This window comes from Nonomuraea sp. AD125B (genome assembly GCF_041402765.1).
GTDB lineage: Bacteria > Actinomycetota > Actinomycetes > Streptosporangiales > Streptosporangiaceae > Nonomuraea > Nonomuraea bangladeshensis.
In genome coordinates, this window is record NZ_JBGLOU010000011.1 from 259,137 (window position 1) to 275,797 (window position 16,661).

Annotated in this window: 14 protein-coding genes; 8 read left to right on the forward strand and 6 right to left on the reverse strand. The window is 72.3% G+C overall.

The annotated features are described in order from the left end of the window. Positions 1-23 precede the first annotated feature (23 nt). On the reverse strand, positions 24-749 hold the full coding sequence (locus ACBR40_RS28565; protein WP_371250764.1) for a 2-C-methyl-D-erythritol 4-phosphate cytidylyltransferase: 726 nt from the start codon (positions 747-749) through the stop codon (positions 24-26). 149 nt (positions 750-898) lie between these two features. On the opposite strand from ACBR40_RS28565, the gene ACBR40_RS28570 reads away from it, so the two are divergent. The 6 genes from ACBR40_RS28570 to ACBR40_RS28595 all read left to right on the forward strand — a co-directional run bounded on the left by ACBR40_RS28570 (position 899) and on the right by ACBR40_RS28595 (position 6,674). Then, positions 899-2,332: a CDP-alcohol phosphatidyltransferase family protein gene (locus ACBR40_RS28570; RefSeq protein WP_371250765.1), complete on the forward strand. Its 1,434-nt coding sequence runs from the start codon at positions 899-901 to the stop codon at positions 2,330-2,332. Continuing rightward, positions 2,329-2,979 (forward strand): DUF5941 domain-containing protein, encoded by a 651-nt coding sequence (locus ACBR40_RS28575; RefSeq protein WP_371250766.1) that lies wholly within the window; start codon positions 2,329-2,331, stop codon positions 2,977-2,979. Before ACBR40_RS28570 ends, ACBR40_RS28575 begins: the two co-directional genes overlap by 4 nt. Positions 2,980-3,057: 78 nt before the next feature. After that, the gene (locus tag ACBR40_RS28580; RefSeq protein ID WP_344210287.1) at positions 3,058-3,792 is read left to right on the forward strand and encodes a phosphocholine cytidylyltransferase family protein; all 735 of its coding nucleotides are present in this window, start codon (positions 3,058-3,060) and stop codon (positions 3,790-3,792) included. Positions 3,793-3,820: 28 nt separating this feature from the next. Further along, positions 3,821-4,861: an iron-containing alcohol dehydrogenase family protein gene (locus ACBR40_RS28585; protein ID WP_344210470.1), complete on the forward strand. Its 1,041-nt coding sequence runs from the start codon at positions 3,821-3,823 to the stop codon at positions 4,859-4,861. Continuing rightward, the gene (locus ACBR40_RS28590) at positions 4,839-5,606 is read left to right on the forward strand and encodes a CDP-alcohol phosphatidyltransferase family protein (protein WP_371250767.1); all 768 of its coding nucleotides are present in this window, start codon (positions 4,839-4,841) and stop codon (positions 5,604-5,606) included. The genes ACBR40_RS28585 and ACBR40_RS28590 overlap by 23 nt, the downstream gene beginning before the upstream one ends. A 183-nt stretch (positions 5,607-5,789) precedes the next feature. Beyond that, positions 5,790-6,674 carry a glycosyltransferase gene (locus tag ACBR40_RS28595; RefSeq protein ID WP_329584757.1) on the forward strand — a complete coding sequence of 295 codons (885 nt, stop codon included), beginning with the start codon at positions 5,790-5,792 and terminating at the stop codon, positions 6,672-6,674. A 7-nt stretch (positions 6,675-6,681) separates the two neighbouring features. Here the strand turns inward: ACBR40_RS28595 and ACBR40_RS28600 are convergent, their stop codons facing one another. The 5 genes from ACBR40_RS28600 to ACBR40_RS28620 all read right to left on the reverse strand — a co-directional run bounded on the left by ACBR40_RS28600 (position 6,682) and on the right by ACBR40_RS28620 (position 13,642). Beyond that, positions 6,682-7,395: an acetoacetate decarboxylase family protein gene (locus tag ACBR40_RS28600; protein WP_344210284.1), complete on the reverse strand. Its 714-nt coding sequence runs from the start codon at positions 7,393-7,395 to the stop codon at positions 6,682-6,684. 12 nt (positions 7,396-7,407) lie between these two features. Beyond that, positions 7,408-8,421, reverse strand: a complete 1,014-nt coding sequence (locus ACBR40_RS28605) for a glycosyltransferase (protein ID WP_371250768.1) — start codon at positions 8,419-8,421, stop codon at positions 7,408-7,410. A gap of 56 nt (positions 8,422-8,477) precedes the next feature. Continuing rightward, on the reverse strand, positions 8,478-9,578 hold the full coding sequence (locus ACBR40_RS28610; RefSeq protein ID WP_371250769.1) for an acyltransferase family protein: 1,101 nt from the start codon (positions 9,576-9,578) through the stop codon (positions 8,478-8,480). Between the two features lie 729 nt (positions 9,579-10,307). Next, entirely contained in the window at positions 10,308-11,978 is a 1,671-nt protein-coding gene (locus ACBR40_RS28615; RefSeq protein ID WP_371250770.1) for an LCP family protein, read from the reverse strand. A 143-nt stretch (positions 11,979-12,121) separates the two neighbouring features. After that, positions 12,122-13,642: a hypothetical protein gene (locus ACBR40_RS28620; protein WP_371250771.1), complete on the reverse strand. Its 1,521-nt coding sequence runs from the start codon at positions 13,640-13,642 to the stop codon at positions 12,122-12,124. 52 nt (positions 13,643-13,694) lie between these two features. On the opposite strand from ACBR40_RS28620, the gene ACBR40_RS28625 reads away from it, so the two are divergent. Both ACBR40_RS28625 and ACBR40_RS28630 read left to right on the forward strand, forming a co-directional pair. After that, on the forward strand, positions 13,695-15,719 hold the full coding sequence (locus ACBR40_RS28625) for a hypothetical protein (protein ID WP_371250772.1): 2,025 nt from the start codon (positions 13,695-13,697) through the stop codon (positions 15,717-15,719). Positions 15,720-15,730: 11 nt separating this feature from the next. Beyond that, positions 15,731-16,660 carry a glycosyltransferase family 2 protein gene (locus ACBR40_RS28630; protein ID WP_344210272.1) on the forward strand — a complete coding sequence of 310 codons (930 nt, stop codon included), beginning with the start codon at positions 15,731-15,733 and terminating at the stop codon, positions 16,658-16,660. The last annotated feature ends 1 nt before the right edge of the window (position 16,661 follow it).

A 16,661-nucleotide genomic window follows, 5' to 3' on the forward strand; every position in this document is an offset into this window, starting at 1 on the left:
CGGATTGGGCCCTTATGCCGCTGCTACGCCTCTGCGGCCAGTTTGAACAGCAGCTCGGCGATCCGCAGGTCGGCGGGATGGGTGACCTTGATGTTGCGCTCGCTGCCCGCCACCAGGTGGATCGGCACCTCCGGCAGGTAGCGCAGCACCACGCCGCAGTCGTCGGTCGCCGGGCGGTCGGCGAACTCCGGATCGGCGAACGCCCGCTCGTACGCCTCCCTGATCACCGACAGCTTGAAGCACTGCGGCGTCTGGCTGCGCCGCAGCACCGCGCGGTCCAGCATCTCGCCGACGACCTCGCCATCCCCCGCCGGCGCGGCCACGAAGACCGTGTCGGAGCTCGGGATCGCCACGTTGACGGCTTTGTGGGTGCGAAGGGCCCGGACGCACTCCGAGATGATCCGGGGCTCCAGGAGCGGCCGTACGGCGTCGTGCAGCAGCACGTCGCACTCCTCGGTGCCGAGCGCCCGCAACGCCCGCCACGTGCTCTCTGGGCGGCTCGCGCCGCCCTCCACGACCTGGGAGACCTTGCGGTAGCCGCCGCGCTCCACGATCTCCGCCACCCGGTCGGTGTAGCCGGGCGTCATCAGCACCACGATCTCGTCGACGTCCGGCGCGGACTCGAAGACCGCCAGCGAGTGCTCGAGAATCGTCCTGCCCGCCACCTCGACGAGCTGCTTGGGCAGGGCCAGGCCCACCCGCTGCCCCACGCCGCCCGCCAGGAGCACGCCAACCGACCGCGAATCCATAACGCGAGCGTAGGGCAGGTCCGGCGGGAACCGGGACGTGCCGGTAACGGTCCTGTTCCGTGATATCGCGTTCACCGGTCGCTACGCTGAGGCTACGCACCCCCCTTAAAGTCCACGCACCTCCGCCCGACCGGTAGGAGACCTGCGCTTTGCCCGACTCGCTGACCGCGCACGACCACCCGAGGCACGACCATCCGGCCACGGCGGCCGTCGTCCTCGCCACCACGCCGGCGAGCAGGCTCTCCTGCTCCGACGGCACGCTGCTCGACCGCCTCGGCATGCAGCTCGACCTCCTGCCCGTCCGCGACGTGCAGGTGCTGTCGCCCGGGGGCGGCCTCGCGGCCGACCTCAGAGGCGTCGCGAAGATCGCCAGGACGGCCGTGAGCGCGGTCGCCCTGGTGCCCGCCGACCTCGTGGCCCACACCGAGGCCCTGGCGCTGCTGCTGGACCAGCCGGCGCCCGGCACCGGCGCGCTGGTCGCGCTCGACGCGGCCGCGGGCCCGCTCCGGCCGCCGGTCCGGGTCGAGGGCGGCACGGTCGTGGCGGCCGGCAGCTCGTTCCACATCGTGCCCGAGGCCAACGCCACCTTCCGCGGCCTGCTCCAGACCGCCGCGCCCGACCTCGGCACGCTCGCCGAGGTCGCCGAGGAGCTGGCCGAGCTGGCCGACACCGGCAAGCTCGGCCCGGTCACCCCCGTCGAGACCGTGGACCTGCTGCTGGTCGGGCTCGTCCGCAGCGGCGTGAAGGTCCGCGCCGCCCCGCTCGGGCCGCTGCACGCCGACCGGGTCACCGGGCAGCACGCGGCCGACGTGGCCGTCGAGCGGCTGGCCGACGTGGACGAGGACCGCGTCCGGCTCGACACCTCGGTCAAGGACGACGACGGCTTCTTCGCCACGTTCCTCGTCTCCACCTGGACCCGCCACCTGATCAAGCCGGCCGCCCGGCTGAAGCTCACCCCCAACACGGTGACCGGCATCTCGATCGGGCTGGCGGTGCTCGCGGCGGTGTGGTTCTCGGCCGGCACGCCGGGCGGGCTCCTGCTGGGGGCGGTGCTGTTCTACCTGTCGTTCGGGCTCGACTGCCTCGACGGGCAGCTCGCCCGCTACACCCGTACGTTCTCGCCGCTCGGGGCGTGGGTGGACGGCATGGCCGACCGGCTGAAGGAATACCTCGTCTACGCCGGGCTGGCCCTCGGCGTCCCCGGCCCCGGCATCTGGCGGCTGGCCGTGGCCGCGATGATCCTCCAGGTCGTCCGGCACGCCCTGACCCACTCCTTCGCCGGCGCGACGGCGGACGCGGCCGGGTCCGGCGCGCCCTGGGCCCGCCCGGCGCGGCCCCTGCGCGAGTCGGCCGACGCCGCCTCGCCCCGTGGGCTGCTCGCGCTCGCCCGGCGGGTCGAGCGGATGCCGGTCGTGCGCTGGCTCAAGCGGATGATCGTGCTGCCGATCGGCGAGCGGACCGCGCTGATCTGCGTCACCGCCGCGGGGTGGGGGGCGCGGACGACGTTCGTGACGCTGCTGGCCTGGGGCGGGGTGGCGATGACGTACCAGCTGCTCGGACGGATGGCGAGGTCGGCGCGATGAGTGACCTGAGAGGGCGCCAGGGAAGCAGGCCCGTGCACATGGCGCCGGTGCCGCGGAGCGCCGTCGTCGCGCAGCGCGACGACGGGCCGCTCTCGCGCGCGATGGGCCTGCTGGTGGCCGGTCAGCTCCCGCCGCTGCCGCCGGTGCTGGCCGGCACGTTCGTCACCGGCGTGCTGCTGCTGCTCGGCGTGGCCGGCACCGACGGGCTCGCGGTCTTCGCGCCCGCCGTCACGCTGCTGCTGGCCGGGCCGGGCAGCACGCACCCGCACGACGGCCGCTTCGACTGGCTGGTGCCGCCGATCCTGCGGCTGATCGAGTACACCTTCGTGGCAGCCGTCGGGTTCGCCCACGGGCTGCACCCGCTGCTGATCATGGTGCTGCTCGGCGCGCTCGCCTTCCATCATTACGATCTGGTCTACCGCCTGCGGCAGCGGGTCCACCCGCCCTCGTGGCTGGCCACGGCCGGGCTCGGCTGGGACGGCCGGATGATGGTCGTCTCCCTGGTCGCGCTCATGGGGCCGCTGACCGCCGGCTACACGCTGCTGGCGCTCTACCTGTGGGGGCTGTTCGGCTGGGAGAGCCTCACCCGCTGGCTCGCCGTGCCCTCCGTACGGGTGGAGGCGACCGATGCGCGAACGCAAGACTGACTCCGGATTACCCGCGGAGGGCCCAAAGGCAACTAACCTTTGGCCCACACGTAGTCATGCTCGACTGAGGAGTGCACGTTGCTGGGAATGGTGCTGGCCGCTGGGGCCGGACGACGCCTGCGGCCTTACACCGACACGCTGCCCAAGGCGCTCGTGCCGGTCGACGGCGAAACCACGATCATGGACATCTCGCTGCGCAACCTCGCCGAGGTGGGCCTGCGGGACATCGTGATCGTCGTCGGCTACGCGGCGCAGGCCGTGCACGAGCGCAAGGCCGCCTTCGAGGAGAAGTACGGCGTCAAGCTCACCCTGGTGCACAACGACAAGGCCGAGGAGTGGAACAACGCCTACTCCCTGTGGTGCGCCCGCGACTACTTCGCGCAGGGCGCGCTGCTGGTCAACGGCGACACCGTGCACCCGGTCTCGGTCGAGAAGACGCTGCTGGCCGCCCCCGAGACCAGCGACATCCTGCTCGCCGTCGACAACGTCAAGAAGCTCGCCGACGAGGAGATGAAGGTGATCCTCGACGAGGGCGGCTCGCTGCGGCGCATCACCAAGCTGATGGACCCGGCCGAGGCGTACGGCGAGTACATCGGCGCCACCCTGATCCGCCCCGCCGCCGCCGAGCGGCTGGCCGACGCCCTCAAGGCCACCTTCGAGCGCGACCCGCAGCTCTACTACGAGGACGGCTACCAGGAGATGGTCGAGCGCGGCGAGACCATCCACGCCGCGCCCATCGGCGAGGTCGACTGGGTCGAGGTGGACAACCACGACGACCTGGCCAAGGCCCGCACCATCGCCGTGCGCTACTGAGGAGGCGGGCATGCCGCTTCTGGCGAGGATGTTGCCGGCGCCGCTGACCATGCAGGTCAGGCGGGGCGCCGTGGCGGAGCTCGGCGCTCTGCTGGCCGACAGCAGGGTGGCGACCTCCGGCCGGGTCGCCGTCGCCGTCGGCCCGGGGCAGGGCGACCACATCGAGAGCCTGATCTCCCCGCAGCTCGACGAGGCCGAGGTGTTCCGGGTGTCCGACGGGACGGTCGACGCGGCCGTCTCGCTCGGGGCCGACCTGCGCAAGAGCGCCTTCGAGGTCGTGGTCGGCGTGGGCGGCGGCAAGACCATCGACGCCACCAAGTACGCCGCCTCGCTGGCCGGCATCCCGATGGTCGCCGTGGCCACCAACCTTTCCCACGACGGCATCTGCTCGCCCACCGCCTCCCTCGTCTACGAGGGCGGCAAGGGCTCGTTCGGCGTGCCGATGCCGCTCGCCATCCTGGTCGACCTCGACTTCGTGCACGCCGCGCCCCCCACGCTGGTCCGGGCAGGGGTGGGCGACGTGGTGAGCAACCTGTCGGCGATCGAGGACTGGCAGCTCGGCAACGTCGAGCGCGGCGAGCCCATCGACGGCCTGGCCTGCTCGATGGCCCGCACCGCCGCCGAGGCGCTGGTGGGCCGTCAGGACGGCATCGAGTCCGACGCGTTCCTGACCGTGCTGGCCGAGTCCCTGATCCTGTCGGGCATGTCCATGGTCATCGCCGGGTCGTCGCGGCCCGCGAGCGGCGGCGATCATGAGATCCTGCATGCCGTGGATCAGCTCTTCCCCGGCACCTCCAACCACGGCGAGCTCGCCGGCATCGGCTCCGCCTTCTGTTTCTTCCTCCGCGAGGACGAGGCGCGGGCCAGGCAGGTCGCCGACTGCCTGCGCCGGCACGAGCTGCCGGTGGTGCCGGGCGACATCGGGCTGAGCGTCGAGCAGTTCGCCGAGGCCGTGGCGCTGGCTCCGTCCACCCGTCCCGGCCGCTACACGATCCTGGAGCACCTCCGCATGCAGGACAACGAGATCCGTGAGCGGGTGGCGGACTATGTCCGGACCTTCGGTAGCTGAGCTGCGGCGGGTCGCCCAGCCCGCCGGTCATCTGGAGCGCAGGAACGGCGAGCACTGGGCCGGCGTGCTCTACATGCGCCGCCTGTCCATCTACGTCACCTGGCTCATGGCGCGCACCCGGGTCACGCCCAACCAGCTCACCTGGGTGATGACGGTGGCCGGGGTGCTGGCCGGGTTCGTGATCGCGCTGCCCGGGCTCTGGGCGGCCGTGGCCGCCGCCCTGCTCATCCAGGTCTACCTGCTGCTCGACTGCTCCGACGGCGAGCTGGCCCGCTGGACCGGCCGCACCTCGCTGACCGGCGTCTACCTCGACCGGGTGGGGGCCTACTTCGCCGAGGCGGCCGTGCTGGCCGGGCTGGGCTGGCGGGCCTCGGCCGTGCTGCCCGACTGGTACACCGTGCTGGGGGTGGCCGCCGCGCTCGGCGCCATCCTCATCAAGGCCGAGACCGACCTGGTCGAGGTGGCGCGGGCCAAGGGCGGCCTGCCCGCGGCGGGGGAGTCGGGCGCGGTGCAGTTCCGCTCCGGGCTGCTCGGGCTGGGGCGGCGCATCCTGTCGGCCACGAAGTTCCACCGCATCGTGCAGCCGATCGAGCTGTCGCTGCTGGCCCTCGCGGCGGCCGTGATCGACGCGGTGCGGGGCGACCTCGCGGCGACCAGGGTGCTGCTGGTGGCCTGCTTCGTCGCGGCCTGCCTACAAGTCGTCCTGCATTTGGTCAGCATCCTGGCGTCGCGGCGGCTGGCGTGATCCGATGTCGGAACCGGAGCGGCCGCTCGTCCGTCGTATTGATCGGACGTCGTCGGTTCGGTGGGGGTTCACCCTCGGTTCCGATACGCTTAGCTCACCCTAGATTCAGGACCATGCGACCAGACTCGGTGATCATGAAAGAATGCTCCGCCCGTGTTCTCAACGCGTCAGGACAGTGATTCGTTGAAGATCTCGTGCGTCATCCTCACCATGGGCAACCGGGTCGCGGAGCTGAACCGGGCGGTCGAGTCCGCGCTCAACCAGATCGACGGCGACGTCGAGGTGGTGATCGTGGGCAATGGCGCCGACGTGCCCGCGGTGTCGGCGACGCCACCCGAAGGGTCGTCCGCGGTCGTCAAATCGATCCGGCTCGACCGTAACACCGGCATCCCCGCCGGCCGCAACCGTGGCGTGGAGGAGTGCTCCGGAGACGTCGTGCTGTTCCTCGACGACGACGGCTGGTACGCCGACCAGAAGGTCGTCGCCCACGTACGCGACCGCTTCGCCACCGAGCCCGACCTCGCGGTGATCTCCTTCCGGGTGATGGACCCCGACGGCGGCATCGGCCAGCGGCGCCACGTCCCGAGGCTGCGGGCCGGCGATCCGCAGCGCTCCTCGCCCGTCACCACGTTCCTCGGCGGCGCCTCGGCCATCAGGCGCTCGGCGTTCCTCCAGGTGGGCGGCCTGCCCGAGCGGTTCTTCTACGCCCACGAGGAGACCGACCTGGCCTGGCGGCTGCTCGGCGAGGGCTACCGCATCGAGTACGACGCCGAGACGGTGATGTACCACCCCCAGGTGCCGCCCACCCGGCACGCCGAGTTCTACCGGCTCAACGCCCGCAACCGGGTCTGGCTGGCGCGGCGCAACCTGCCCTGGCCGCTGGCGGTGCTCTACCTGACCAACTGGGTCGTGCTCACGCTCATCCGCGAGCGCCGCTCGCCGACCGCGATCAAGGCGTGGTTCCGCGGCTTCGGCGAAGGGCTGCGCACGCCCGCCGGCGAGCGGCGGCCGATGGCGTGGCGCACGGCGTGGCGCATGGTCAAGCTGGGCCGCCCGCCGATCGTCTGAGCCACTCTCAGGCGGGTGACGCCTCGCCGAAGGTCATCTGCGCCCGCGCGACCGTCGTGCTGAACAGCGCCCGCTTGGGCAGCCCCAGCTCGCTCAGCTCCTTGGCGATGGGGTGGTTGCCCAGGCGGATCAGCGCCCCGCCCGGCCGCACCCGCGCGCCGCGGGCCCGTACGGACCACGGCACCCGCCGGGTGACCCCGTCGCGGTGGGTGTAGGCGTCCATGGGCGTCACCGCGGTCGCCCCCGGCACCGGGACGCCGGGCTTGATCAGCAGGTCGAGCACGAGCCGGCCGTCCTTGCGCAGCACACACCGCTTGTACGGCGACCCGAGCCGCAGCTCGATGTCCGCCAGCTCCTTCGGGAACCCCCACAGCGTGCGCCCGGCCTCCAGCGTGAACCCCTGGTCCACCGGCAGCCAGTGCACGAACACCCCCGCCCTCAGCACCTCGCCAGGCCCAGGAGAGCCCGCCATGCCCGGCGGCCGGACCAGGAACGCCATGCCGAACTCGTGGTAGGCGTCGAGGTCGCCGTCGCGGTAGTCGACGAACACCAGCACGCAGACGGCCTTGCCGGGCAGCGCCTCGGCCACGTCGAGGCCGGAGTAGGCGATCACCGCCCGCGCGGCGTCGGCACGGACCGGGTAGACGGCACTGCACACCTGCGCGTCCCGCACCCGCACGGGGAACTCGACCGTCCGGCCCTGGATCAGTTGCGATGCCATGGCTTCAGTACATCAACCGCCACGCCGGGCCGCCATGCCCGCCGCGCCCCTGATGCCTACCCCGGACGTGAGGACGCGGGCGGCGCCGAGGCCCGCCCACGACTCGGCGTGACGCACGAAGGCCGCCGCGTGGTCGGGCCAGTGGTGGCGCAGCCGGGCCTCGGCGTGCCCGCGCGCCCCCAGCTCGGCCCGGCGGGCCGGGTCCTCCTTGAGGTCGAGCACGGCGTTCAGCACGGCGTCCACGTCCCGGGGCACGACCAGGCCGCACCCGGCGGACTCCACAGGGGCCGCGCCCTGGGGAGTGGTGACCACCGGGAGGCCGCGGCCCATGTAGTCGAGGATCTTCGTCGGCAGCCACGGCACCGTCTCGTCCGCCAGCGACAGCCCGGCGAGCGCGCCCTCGGCCATGCGCAGGGCGTGGCGGAGCGGCACGTAGCCGTACCAGTCGAGCAGGCCGACCCGCTGGGCGTCGCGCAGCAGCGGGCGCACACCGGGCTCGGCCGGGCCGATGAGGTCGAGCCGGACCCCGTACGGGGCCAGGCGCTCGGCCAGGGCGATCAGCTCCGTCACGCCGCGGTCGGCGGCGAGGCGGCCGAGGTGCACGATCCTGGCGTCGCCGGGCGGCGGCGGCTCGGCGGCGACGAACGTGGCCTCCGGCACCTCCGCCGAGGTGACGATCCGGTGCCGCCGCTCCGCGCGGGCGAGGCGGCGGGGCGTGACCCGCTCGCGTACGTCCCAGACGACCGGTGGGCGCCGGTGCGGCAGCGCCCGCAGCAGCCGGTGCTCGTGGACGACGAGCAGGTCCGCGTCCCTGAGCGCGCGCCTGAGCGCGGCGTGGGCCCTCCGGAGCGAGGCGCGGCGGGGCACGTCCACCGGCGTCAGCCCGGCCGCCGGGGTCACGTTGTGGTAGGTGAACGGCGCGACGTAGGTCACCTCGTGGCCCGCGTCGAGCAGCGCCCGGATCTGCCGGTGCATGATCCGGGCGTCCTCGGGATGATGGACGGTGGTGGCGACACATGCGCGCATGTGTCGATGCTCCGCGCCCACACGGTCACGGGCGTGAACTCGGGTGGAACGCTCGCCTAACTTCCGGCGCTCAGCTTCGCCGACGGCCGCCGGTAGAGCCAGGTCAGGCGTGGCTCCAGCACCCACTTGAAGAGGGTCCTGGTCTCCGGCAGGCACAGGATGATCGCCAGCGCGAAGCAGCTGGACGCGATGGCCAGCACCCCCAGCGGCCCGAACAGCCACGGGAACTCCAGCCAGCCCATCTCCTTGGCGATCAGCACAGGGACGCCGTGCAGCAGGTAGCAGTAGAGCGTGCGGGTGCCGAGGTCGGAGAACCACGTCTCGCCCCGCGGCACCAGCGCCAGCACGGCGAAGCACATCGCCAGCGCGCAGATCAGCAGCGCCGTGCGCAGGCCGATGCCCATGTACCAGGACAGGTTGAGGTCGGCGTAGCTGTTCTTGTAGTAGAACGGGCCGAGCTTGGTGTGGGGGGCCACGAGGATCGCCACGGCGGCCGCGCCGAGGATCGTGAACACCGACACGATCTTGATCCAGCGCCGGTTGAGCATCTCGAAGTGCTCGGGCTGCATGACCAGGCCGATGACGAAGAACGGCATCAGGCCGAAGAAGCGGTCCATGCTGAAGTCACCGGAGATCTGGGAGAACCCGGCGAACAGGTAGATGGCGATCGCCACCGGCACCGGGTACTTCATGCGCTTCCACACCGGTGTGGACAGGCGCCAGAACAGCAGCGCCAGCAGATACCAGTTGAGCCAGGCCGGGTCGATGATGGTCAGGCTCCACTTGCTGCCCAGCGCGGTGCGGAGCGCGGCATAGCCGACCTCGACGATGACGTACGGGACCAGGAACGTGTCGACCAGCTTGTTGGTCTTGGCGTTGGAGTTCCAGAAGTTTCTGGACAGGTAGCCGCTGATCAGCACGAACAGCGGCATGTGGAAGGTGTAGATGAAGATGTAGAGCGCCCGCGAGCTGTCGGCGGCGAGCGTGGGCACCAGGGAGTGGCCCACGACCACGAGCGCGATCAGGACGAACTTGACGTTGTCGAGGAACGGGTCGCGGCGGCGGCGCGGCGGCTCGGCCTCGGGCCGCGCCTCGGCCTCCGCGCCCTCACCGGGCCCGGTCTGGGCGGTGGCGGTGGCGGCCCCGGTGGCGGGCACGGTGGCGGGCCCGTCCGGACGGGCGTTTCCGGCGCCCGGCGGCGGGCCTGGACGCCCGGCAGGAGCGTCCGGTACACCCGGCGCACCCGCGTAGCCGGCCGGCCCGGCAGGGGCGGCGGGCCGCTGGAAGGCGGAGCCAGGCCCCCGAGGAGCGGGATCGCGCGGCGGAGTGCCTTGGGGAGTGGGAGCGCCGGGGGCCCGGTTGGGCGGCCCCGCGTGCGAGCCCGGTCCCTGTGGTCCCGGTCCTTGCGCGGCCGGCCTCTGCGGGGCCGGCCCCTGCGGGCCTGATCCCTGTGCGGCCGGCCTCTGTGGGGCGGGTCCCTGCGGGCCGGATCCCTGTGCGGCCGTTCCCTGCGGACCTGATCCCTGTGTGGCCGGTCCCTGCGGGCGCGGTCCCTGGGGGCCTGCGACGCCGGGGTCGGTGCGGTCGCTCCAGATCGACTCCTCCGGCAGCGGCCACCGCGCGCCCGTCTGGGCGGGGCCGCCTTCCTCGCCCGGAGCCGCCTGGCCCCCGGGAGTCGTGGCCGGTCGGGAGAATCTGGTGTCAGACACGGGGGAAGTCGCTCAGCTTCGCTAGGGGCCGGGGAGCACGGCGCCAACGAGACGTGATGATCCGGTAACGATCCGGTGTCGCGCTGCGTCGCCGACCCGCAACACATTATCCCGCCCGTACGGTTCCTGTCTCCGACAGCCGTCCAGAATGCCGGGTTACACAGCGAATTTGGAGCCTCAGGTGCAGACGTTCTTCTGGTCGGCGGCGGTGATGGTGCTGTTCTTCACACTGTCCGGCAGCTTGGTGACCTTGACCGAGTCGAAGTCCTCGCCCACCACGAGCTGGATGACCGGCGCACCCTTCGGCGCGGCCCCCGCGGCGGCGGTCGTGGACGTGTACGCCGACGGGTTCGTCACCTTGACCCGCCCCGACGCCGCCGTCGGCTTGGGCAGCACCGCGCCCGCCAGCGTGCCGGCGTAGTCGGGGGCCGTCTCGGCCGTCTTGGTGTAGTGGACCTCGGTCTTGGCCAGGCCGACGCCGCCCGGCGCCTCGTAGTTGCCGAGGCCGACGACGGTGAAGCCCTGCTCGGCGAGCTGGTCGGCGACCTCGCGGGCCTTGCCGACGGTCTTGGTGCCGTTGAGCACCTGCACCTTGACCTGCTCCGGCTTGATCGTGGCCTTCGGCTTGCCGGTGCCCGCACTGGCCGACGGGGCCGGGGTGGCGACCTCGGTGTCGGTCTTGATCGAGGTGAACAGCTTGGTGGCGTCGGGTTCCTTCCACACCACGCGGTTCTCGTCCTCCGGGTCGGGGACCCACGGGATGGTGGTGAACTGCACGCCGCCCGCCGTGAGCTGCTTGGCGCTCGTCGCGATCTCGATGAGCTGCTCGGGGTCGTTGGCGAGCTCGGGGTCCATGGTGACCGAGCCGGCCGCGGCGGAGATGAAGTCCCTGAGCTTGCCGACGTCGGTGAGCAGCTCGCTGCTGGTGGCCTTGGCGACGACCTTGCTGAGGAAGATCTGCTGGCGGCGGATGCGCTGGATGTCGCTGCCGTCGCCGTACTTGCGCAGGCGCACGTAGCCGAGCGCCTTCTCGCCGTCGAGCCGGCTCTTGCCGGCGGGCAGGACGAGCTTGCTGGCCTTGTCGTTGACGGCGGTCCTCAGGCAGATCTCGATGCCGCCGAGCGCGTCCACGATGTTCTTGAAGCCGCTGAAGTCGACCTCGACGAAGTGGTTGACGCGGATGCCGGTGAGGGTCTCGATGGTGGAGATGGTGCAGGCGACGCCGCCCGAGTTGTACGCCGAGTTGATCATGTCACGGCGCGGCGCCATCTCCTGCTTGGTGGTCTCGTTCTTGCACTTGGGGATCTGCACCATGGAGTCGCGCGGGAAGCTGATCAGCCGGGCCTTGTCGCGGTTGGGCGAGATGTGCATGAGGATGATCGTGTCGGTGCGCTTGCCGCCCGCGTCGGCCAGCCGGGCGGTCTGCTGACCGTACCTCGCGTTGCCCGCGCCCGCCCGCGTGTCGGAGCCGACGAGCAGCACGTTGAGCGCGCCGGTGTCCGGAGGCCGGGGGTTGATGATGTCGTCCTTGACGCTCTTCTGGGTGATGTTGCCGAAGGCGTCGCGGAACGTCGCGTAGGCGGTCAGCGAGCCCGCCACCATGACCGTGGTGACGCCGATGCTGACCCAGGCCAGCACCCGCATCTTGCCGCCTCCGCCACCGCCACCGCCGCCGCGGCGGCCGCGCGGCGGCTCGTCGCCGGGCGGAGGGGGAGGGGGCGGTGGCACGGGGCTCGCGCCGCCGCCGGCGGCGGCCCTGCGGGCCATCCTGCTGCCTGGCTGGGGGGGCGCCGAGCGGTAGCCCTGCTGCGCGGTGTCGACTACCGGCGCGATCCTGTAGTCACTCATACGCCCCCTGGCCTCGTTCCTCGCGCCCGTGCGCCGGCTTGGTCCTGCCGCGCCATGAGATTAGGTGACGTTCCGAGTGTCCGGTGCGACGACCGCCGGAAACGACCGTGACCCGGGCGTGATGTTTCCGCGGAGAAGCATACTCAGGACCGGACATAAGGGGGAATATTATCGCCGAACTCTTTGCCGCCCTCCGCGTTTGACCGCAGGTCAGGGCGGATGCTGAGGACCGCGGCCAGGCACGCCAGGGGGACGGCCGGCAGTACGTACCGGTAGTCGAACTCCGCCGCCGCGGCCGGTGTGATCAACAGCACGATCGCCGTGGACCACGGCAGCGCCCAGTACGCGCCCCCGGGGAGCCGTCCCCCCGAACGCCTGCGCCTGAGCGCCGCGACCGGGGGCACCAGGAGGGCCGCCAGGAGCACCGGGCCGGGCAGCCGCGCCATGCTCTGGTAGGCCCGCAGCCATCCCGCGTAGGGCTCGACGATCTCCGTGCCGATCGCGCCCTGCTCGTAGCGCTGGGCGAACTCCGCGCCCCGCTGCGCGGGATAGCGGCCGGGCGGTCCCGGCGGCGTGACCGGGAACTCGTAGTAGGCGTAGATCTCCTGGTCGGGGTAGACCGGCCGGTCCCAGCGGAACGTACGGGCCAGCTCGCCCAGGACCGAGGCGGCGTAGTCGAGCGGCTGGGTGAGGATCGCCCGCGCCGCGAAGCGGGCGGCGAGGTCGTCGGTCTCCTTGGTGAAGGTGATGCCCGGCAACTGCACGATCGGGGCGTCCTTGGCCCAGATGTACTCCTGCGAGGGCGGGCGCTGCTCCGGCGGGCGCGGGTCGCACAGAACCTTCAGGTCGGCGGGCGGGTCCATCCTGGCGCAGTCGGCGAACGACATCGTGCGGGCGTACAGGAAGACGCCGTTCGCGCCGACCAGGCCCACCCGCTGGTACGTGACGTAGAACCAGGCCCCGTACGCGACCACCGGCACCAGGGCCGCCGCCAGCAGCGCCCCGGTGGGCCGGAACCGCCGCCGCAGCAGGAACCAGGCCGCGAACACCACGATGAGCGGCTGTCCCACGGTCCTCGTCAGGGTGGCGGCGGCGAGCAGCAGGCCGATGGCGACGGCCGCGCCCGTACGGCGGGTGGCGCCCAGCGCCACGGCGGACACCACCAGGAACATGAACAGCGTGTCCGACACCAGCAGGTGCTCCAGCTCGACCTGGTAGGCGTCGAGCAGCACCGGCACCGTGGCGAGCGTCGCCGCCCAGCGCGGCGCCCGCCGGGCCACCCGGTAGATCAGCACGCCGGCGGCCAGGCCCATCAGGTGCTGGACCGCCGCCACGGCGGCGAAGGAGTGCAGCGGCTCCAGCAGCTTGATGAACATCGAGTAGCCGGCCGGGCGGACCAGGTCGGGACGCGGGTGGAAGACGGTGACGACGTAGGTGTAGGTGTCGGGGAACCACAGGGCCGGGCGATAGCCCAGCATGGCGAGGGCGCGGAGCAGCGTGCCGAGCGTGAGCACCACCAGGAACCACCGGTGCCGCCGGGCCAGGGACCTCAGATCGCGCGGCATGCGCCGCCGCCCCCGTCCCCGCCCCTGTTCCCGCGCCGCCGGCCCGTCCGCGCGAACCTCCTCCGTCACGCGCACGTCCTCCCGATCCAGTTCCGGCACGTGCCGTACGGTACCGGTTCCACGCCGCGCGACCGGATACGCTCGCTGCTCGATGGAACGTCTCCTCCCCGGCCGGGCGCTCGCCGCGCTGTCCGTCGCGCCCGCGCTGGCCGTGGCGGGCTGGCTGCTCGCCGGGCTGCCGCTGCTGCTGCTCGGCCGCTTCGCGCCGCTGCCCGCGCTGCTTCTCGGCCTGCCCGCCGCCGCCCTGCTGACCTGGGCCGGAACGCGGGCGCGCGCCGTGGTGGGGGAGACCGCCTGGTGGCAGGTCGCGGCGGTGACGGTGATCGCCGTGGCGTCGGGCGTGTTCAACGCCCTCCTGCACAGCGAGCAGTTGGCCGTCCGGCGCGACCCGGCGACCTACGCCCAGTACACCGCCTGGATCGCCCGCCACGGCGCGCTGCCGATCGACGTGCGCCCCGAGGCGTTCGGCGGGGCCGATCCCGCGCTGGTCTTCGAGAGCGTCGGGTTCTACCGGGTGGACGGGGGCGTGGCGCCGCAGTTCATACCGGGGGCGCCGATGCTGTTCGCGCCCGGCGACTGGCTGGGCGTGCCGTTCGTGGTGCCCGCCGTGCTGGGGGCGCTCGCCGTGCTCGCCGTGGCCGGGGTGACCGCGCGGCTGGCGGGGGCGCGGTGGGCGCCGGTCGCGGCGGCGGCGTTCGCGGTCAGCCTGCCGGTCCTCTACACCTCGCGGACCACGTTCAGCGAGATCCCGTCGCTGATCCTGCTGTTCGGCGGACTGGCGCTGACCTACGACGCGCTGGAGCGGGCCGGCTGGTGGCGGGGCTTCTTGGCGGGCCTGGTGTTCGGGCTGGCCGTGCTGGTGCGGATCGACGGGCTGCGGGACGTGCTGCCGGTGCTGGCCTTCGCCGGGCTGCTGGTCGCGATGCGTCGTGTCGGCCGGCCCCGGGGGGCGCTCGGGCCGCCGCTGCTGGCCGGGCTGGCGGCAGGGGCGGGGCTCGGGCTGCTGGCGGCGTACCTGCTGGCGCGGTCCTATCTGAACTATTTGTCGGGCTCGGTGCGGCCGCTGCTGCTGATCTGCGCCGCCGTGCTCGTGCTCACCGCGGCCGGCACGGCCGCCGCGCCGCTCCTGGCCCGTCTGCGGGCGCCGCGCTGGGCGCCGGCGGCGGGGGCGGGGCTGGTCGTGCTGCTCATGGCCGCGCTGTACGCCCGCCCGTGGTTCCAGACCGTCACCCGCGACCCGGTGACCGACGACGACCGGCGCACGTTCGACATGATCGAGGCCATCCAGCGGGCCAACGGCCTGCCGGTGGACGGCCGCCGCCTCTACTTCGAGCAGTCGCTGCACTGGGTCGCCTGGTACGTCGGGCTCCCCGCGCTCGTGCTGGCCACGCTCGCGGCGGCGCTGCTCACCCGGCGGCTGCTGCGCGACGGCACGCCGTTCGCCTGGCTGCTGCCGCTCGCGGTGATCGGCTGGACGACGGTCACCACGCTGGTCCGGCCCGAGATCACGCCCGACCATCCGTGGGCCGCCCGCCGCCTGGTTCCGGTCGTGATCCCGGGGCTGGTGGTGCTGGCCGCGTACGGGCTGGACCGGCTGCGGGCGTGGACCGGCGGCCGGCGCTGGGTGAGCGCGCTCGCGGTCGTGGCCGTGCTGGTCCCGCCCGCCGTGACCTCGCTCGGCACCGCGTTCACGCCGGTCGAGCGGGGGGAGGCGGCGGCGGTGGCGGCCATGTGCGCGCGGCTGCCCGAGCGGGCCTCGGTGCTGATCGTCGAGCGGGTCACCGGCGAACGGTTCACCCAGGTCGTACGGGGGATGTGCGACCTGCCGACCGCCCGCGTGCGGCGGCCGGACGGCATGGACGTGGCGCGCGACGACGAGACGCGGCGGCTCGCGGAGCGGGTGCGGGCGGCCGGCCGGGTGCCGGTCGTGCTGGCCGCCGAGGCCGACCAGGTCGCGAGGTACGGCACTCCCGTGCAGGTCTTCGCGCTCACCGCCCGCCAGGACGAACGCTCGCTCGTGAGCCCTCCGGACGGCACGTGGTCGCTGCGGATGAACGTGTGGATGGCCGTCCCCGAAGCAGCCGATGTGCACGCTTCCCCTGGACGGGCACAGTAACCTCGATCCCTGTGAGCACGCTAGAGACCCCCAAGAGTGGACCTGCCGTGGAAGAAGCGCCGTACGTCACCATCGTCCTGCCCTGCTACAACGAGCAGGACCACGTCATCGACGAGGTCGAGCGCATCACCAGGGCCATGGACTCCAGCGGCTACACCTACGAGCTGGTCGCCATCGACGACTGCTCCACCGACGACACGCTGGCCCGCCTGCACGAGGCCGCGCCCGCCTACCCCCACCTGCGGGTGCGCGCCTTCCACCGCAACGGCGGCTCCGGCACCGTGCGCCGCATCGGCAGCCAGGACGCCAGGGGCGAGATCGTCGTCTGGACCGACGCCGACATGACCTACCCCAACGACCGCATCCCCGACCTGGTGCAGATCCTCGACAAGGACCCCACGATCGACCAGGTGGTGGGCGCGCGCACCAGCGAGGAGGGCTCGCACAAGCTGCTGCGGGTGCCGGCCAAGTTCGTGATCCGCAAGGTCGCCGAGATGCTGGCCGGGCAGAAGATCCCCGACCTCAACTCGGGGCTGCGCGCTTTCCGCAAGTCGGTGGCCAAGCCCTATCTGCGGCTGCTGCCCCCCGGGTTCTCCTGCGTCACGACGATCACGCTGTCGTTCCTGTCCAACCAGCACGACATCTACTACCTGCCCATCGAGTACGCCAAGCGGGCCGGCAAGTCGAAGTTCAGCTTCGTCTCCGACGCCTACCGCTACATCCTGCAGGTGCTGCGGATGATCATGTACTTCAACCCGCTCAAGGTGCTCATGCCGCCCGCGCTCTGGCTGGTGGGCATCGGGTTCGTCAAGGGCGTCTGGGACATGATCCAGCACCCCTTCTACTTCCCGGCCAACACCGTCATGATCTTCCTGTCCGGGATGCTCATCGGGTCCGTGGCGCTGCTGGCCGACCTGATCGTGCGCTCGCGGGGAGAGTAGG

Excerpts from the sequence above, each read along its gene's own strand:
- ACBR40_RS28565 (WP_371250764.1), bottom strand. The coding sequence starts at position 749 with ATGGATTCGCGGTCGGTTGGCGTGCTCCTGGCGGGCGGCGTGGGGCAG.
- ACBR40_RS28575 (WP_371250766.1), top strand. The coding sequence starts at position 2,329 with ATGAGTGACCTGAGAGGGCGCCAGGGAAGCAGGCCCGTGCACATGGCG.
- ACBR40_RS28585 (WP_344210470.1), top strand. The coding sequence starts at position 3,821 with ATGTTGCCGGCGCCGCTGACCATGCAGGTCAGGCGGGGCGCCGTGGCG.
- ACBR40_RS28590 (WP_371250767.1), top strand. The coding sequence starts at position 4,839 with ATGTCCGGACCTTCGGTAGCTGAGCTGCGGCGGGTCGCCCAGCCCGCC.
- ACBR40_RS28600 (WP_344210284.1), bottom strand. The coding sequence starts at position 7,395 with ATGGCATCGCAACTGATCCAGGGCCGGACGGTCGAGTTCCCCGTGCGG.
- ACBR40_RS28605 (WP_371250768.1), bottom strand. The coding sequence starts at position 8,421 with ATGCGCGCATGTGTCGCCACCACCGTCCATCATCCCGAGGACGCCCGG.
- ACBR40_RS28615 (WP_371250770.1), bottom strand. The coding sequence starts at position 11,978 with ATGAGTGACTACAGGATCGCGCCGGTAGTCGACACCGCGCAGCAGGGC.
- ACBR40_RS28625 (WP_371250772.1), top strand. The coding sequence starts at position 13,695 with ATGGAACGTCTCCTCCCCGGCCGGGCGCTCGCCGCGCTGTCCGTCGCG.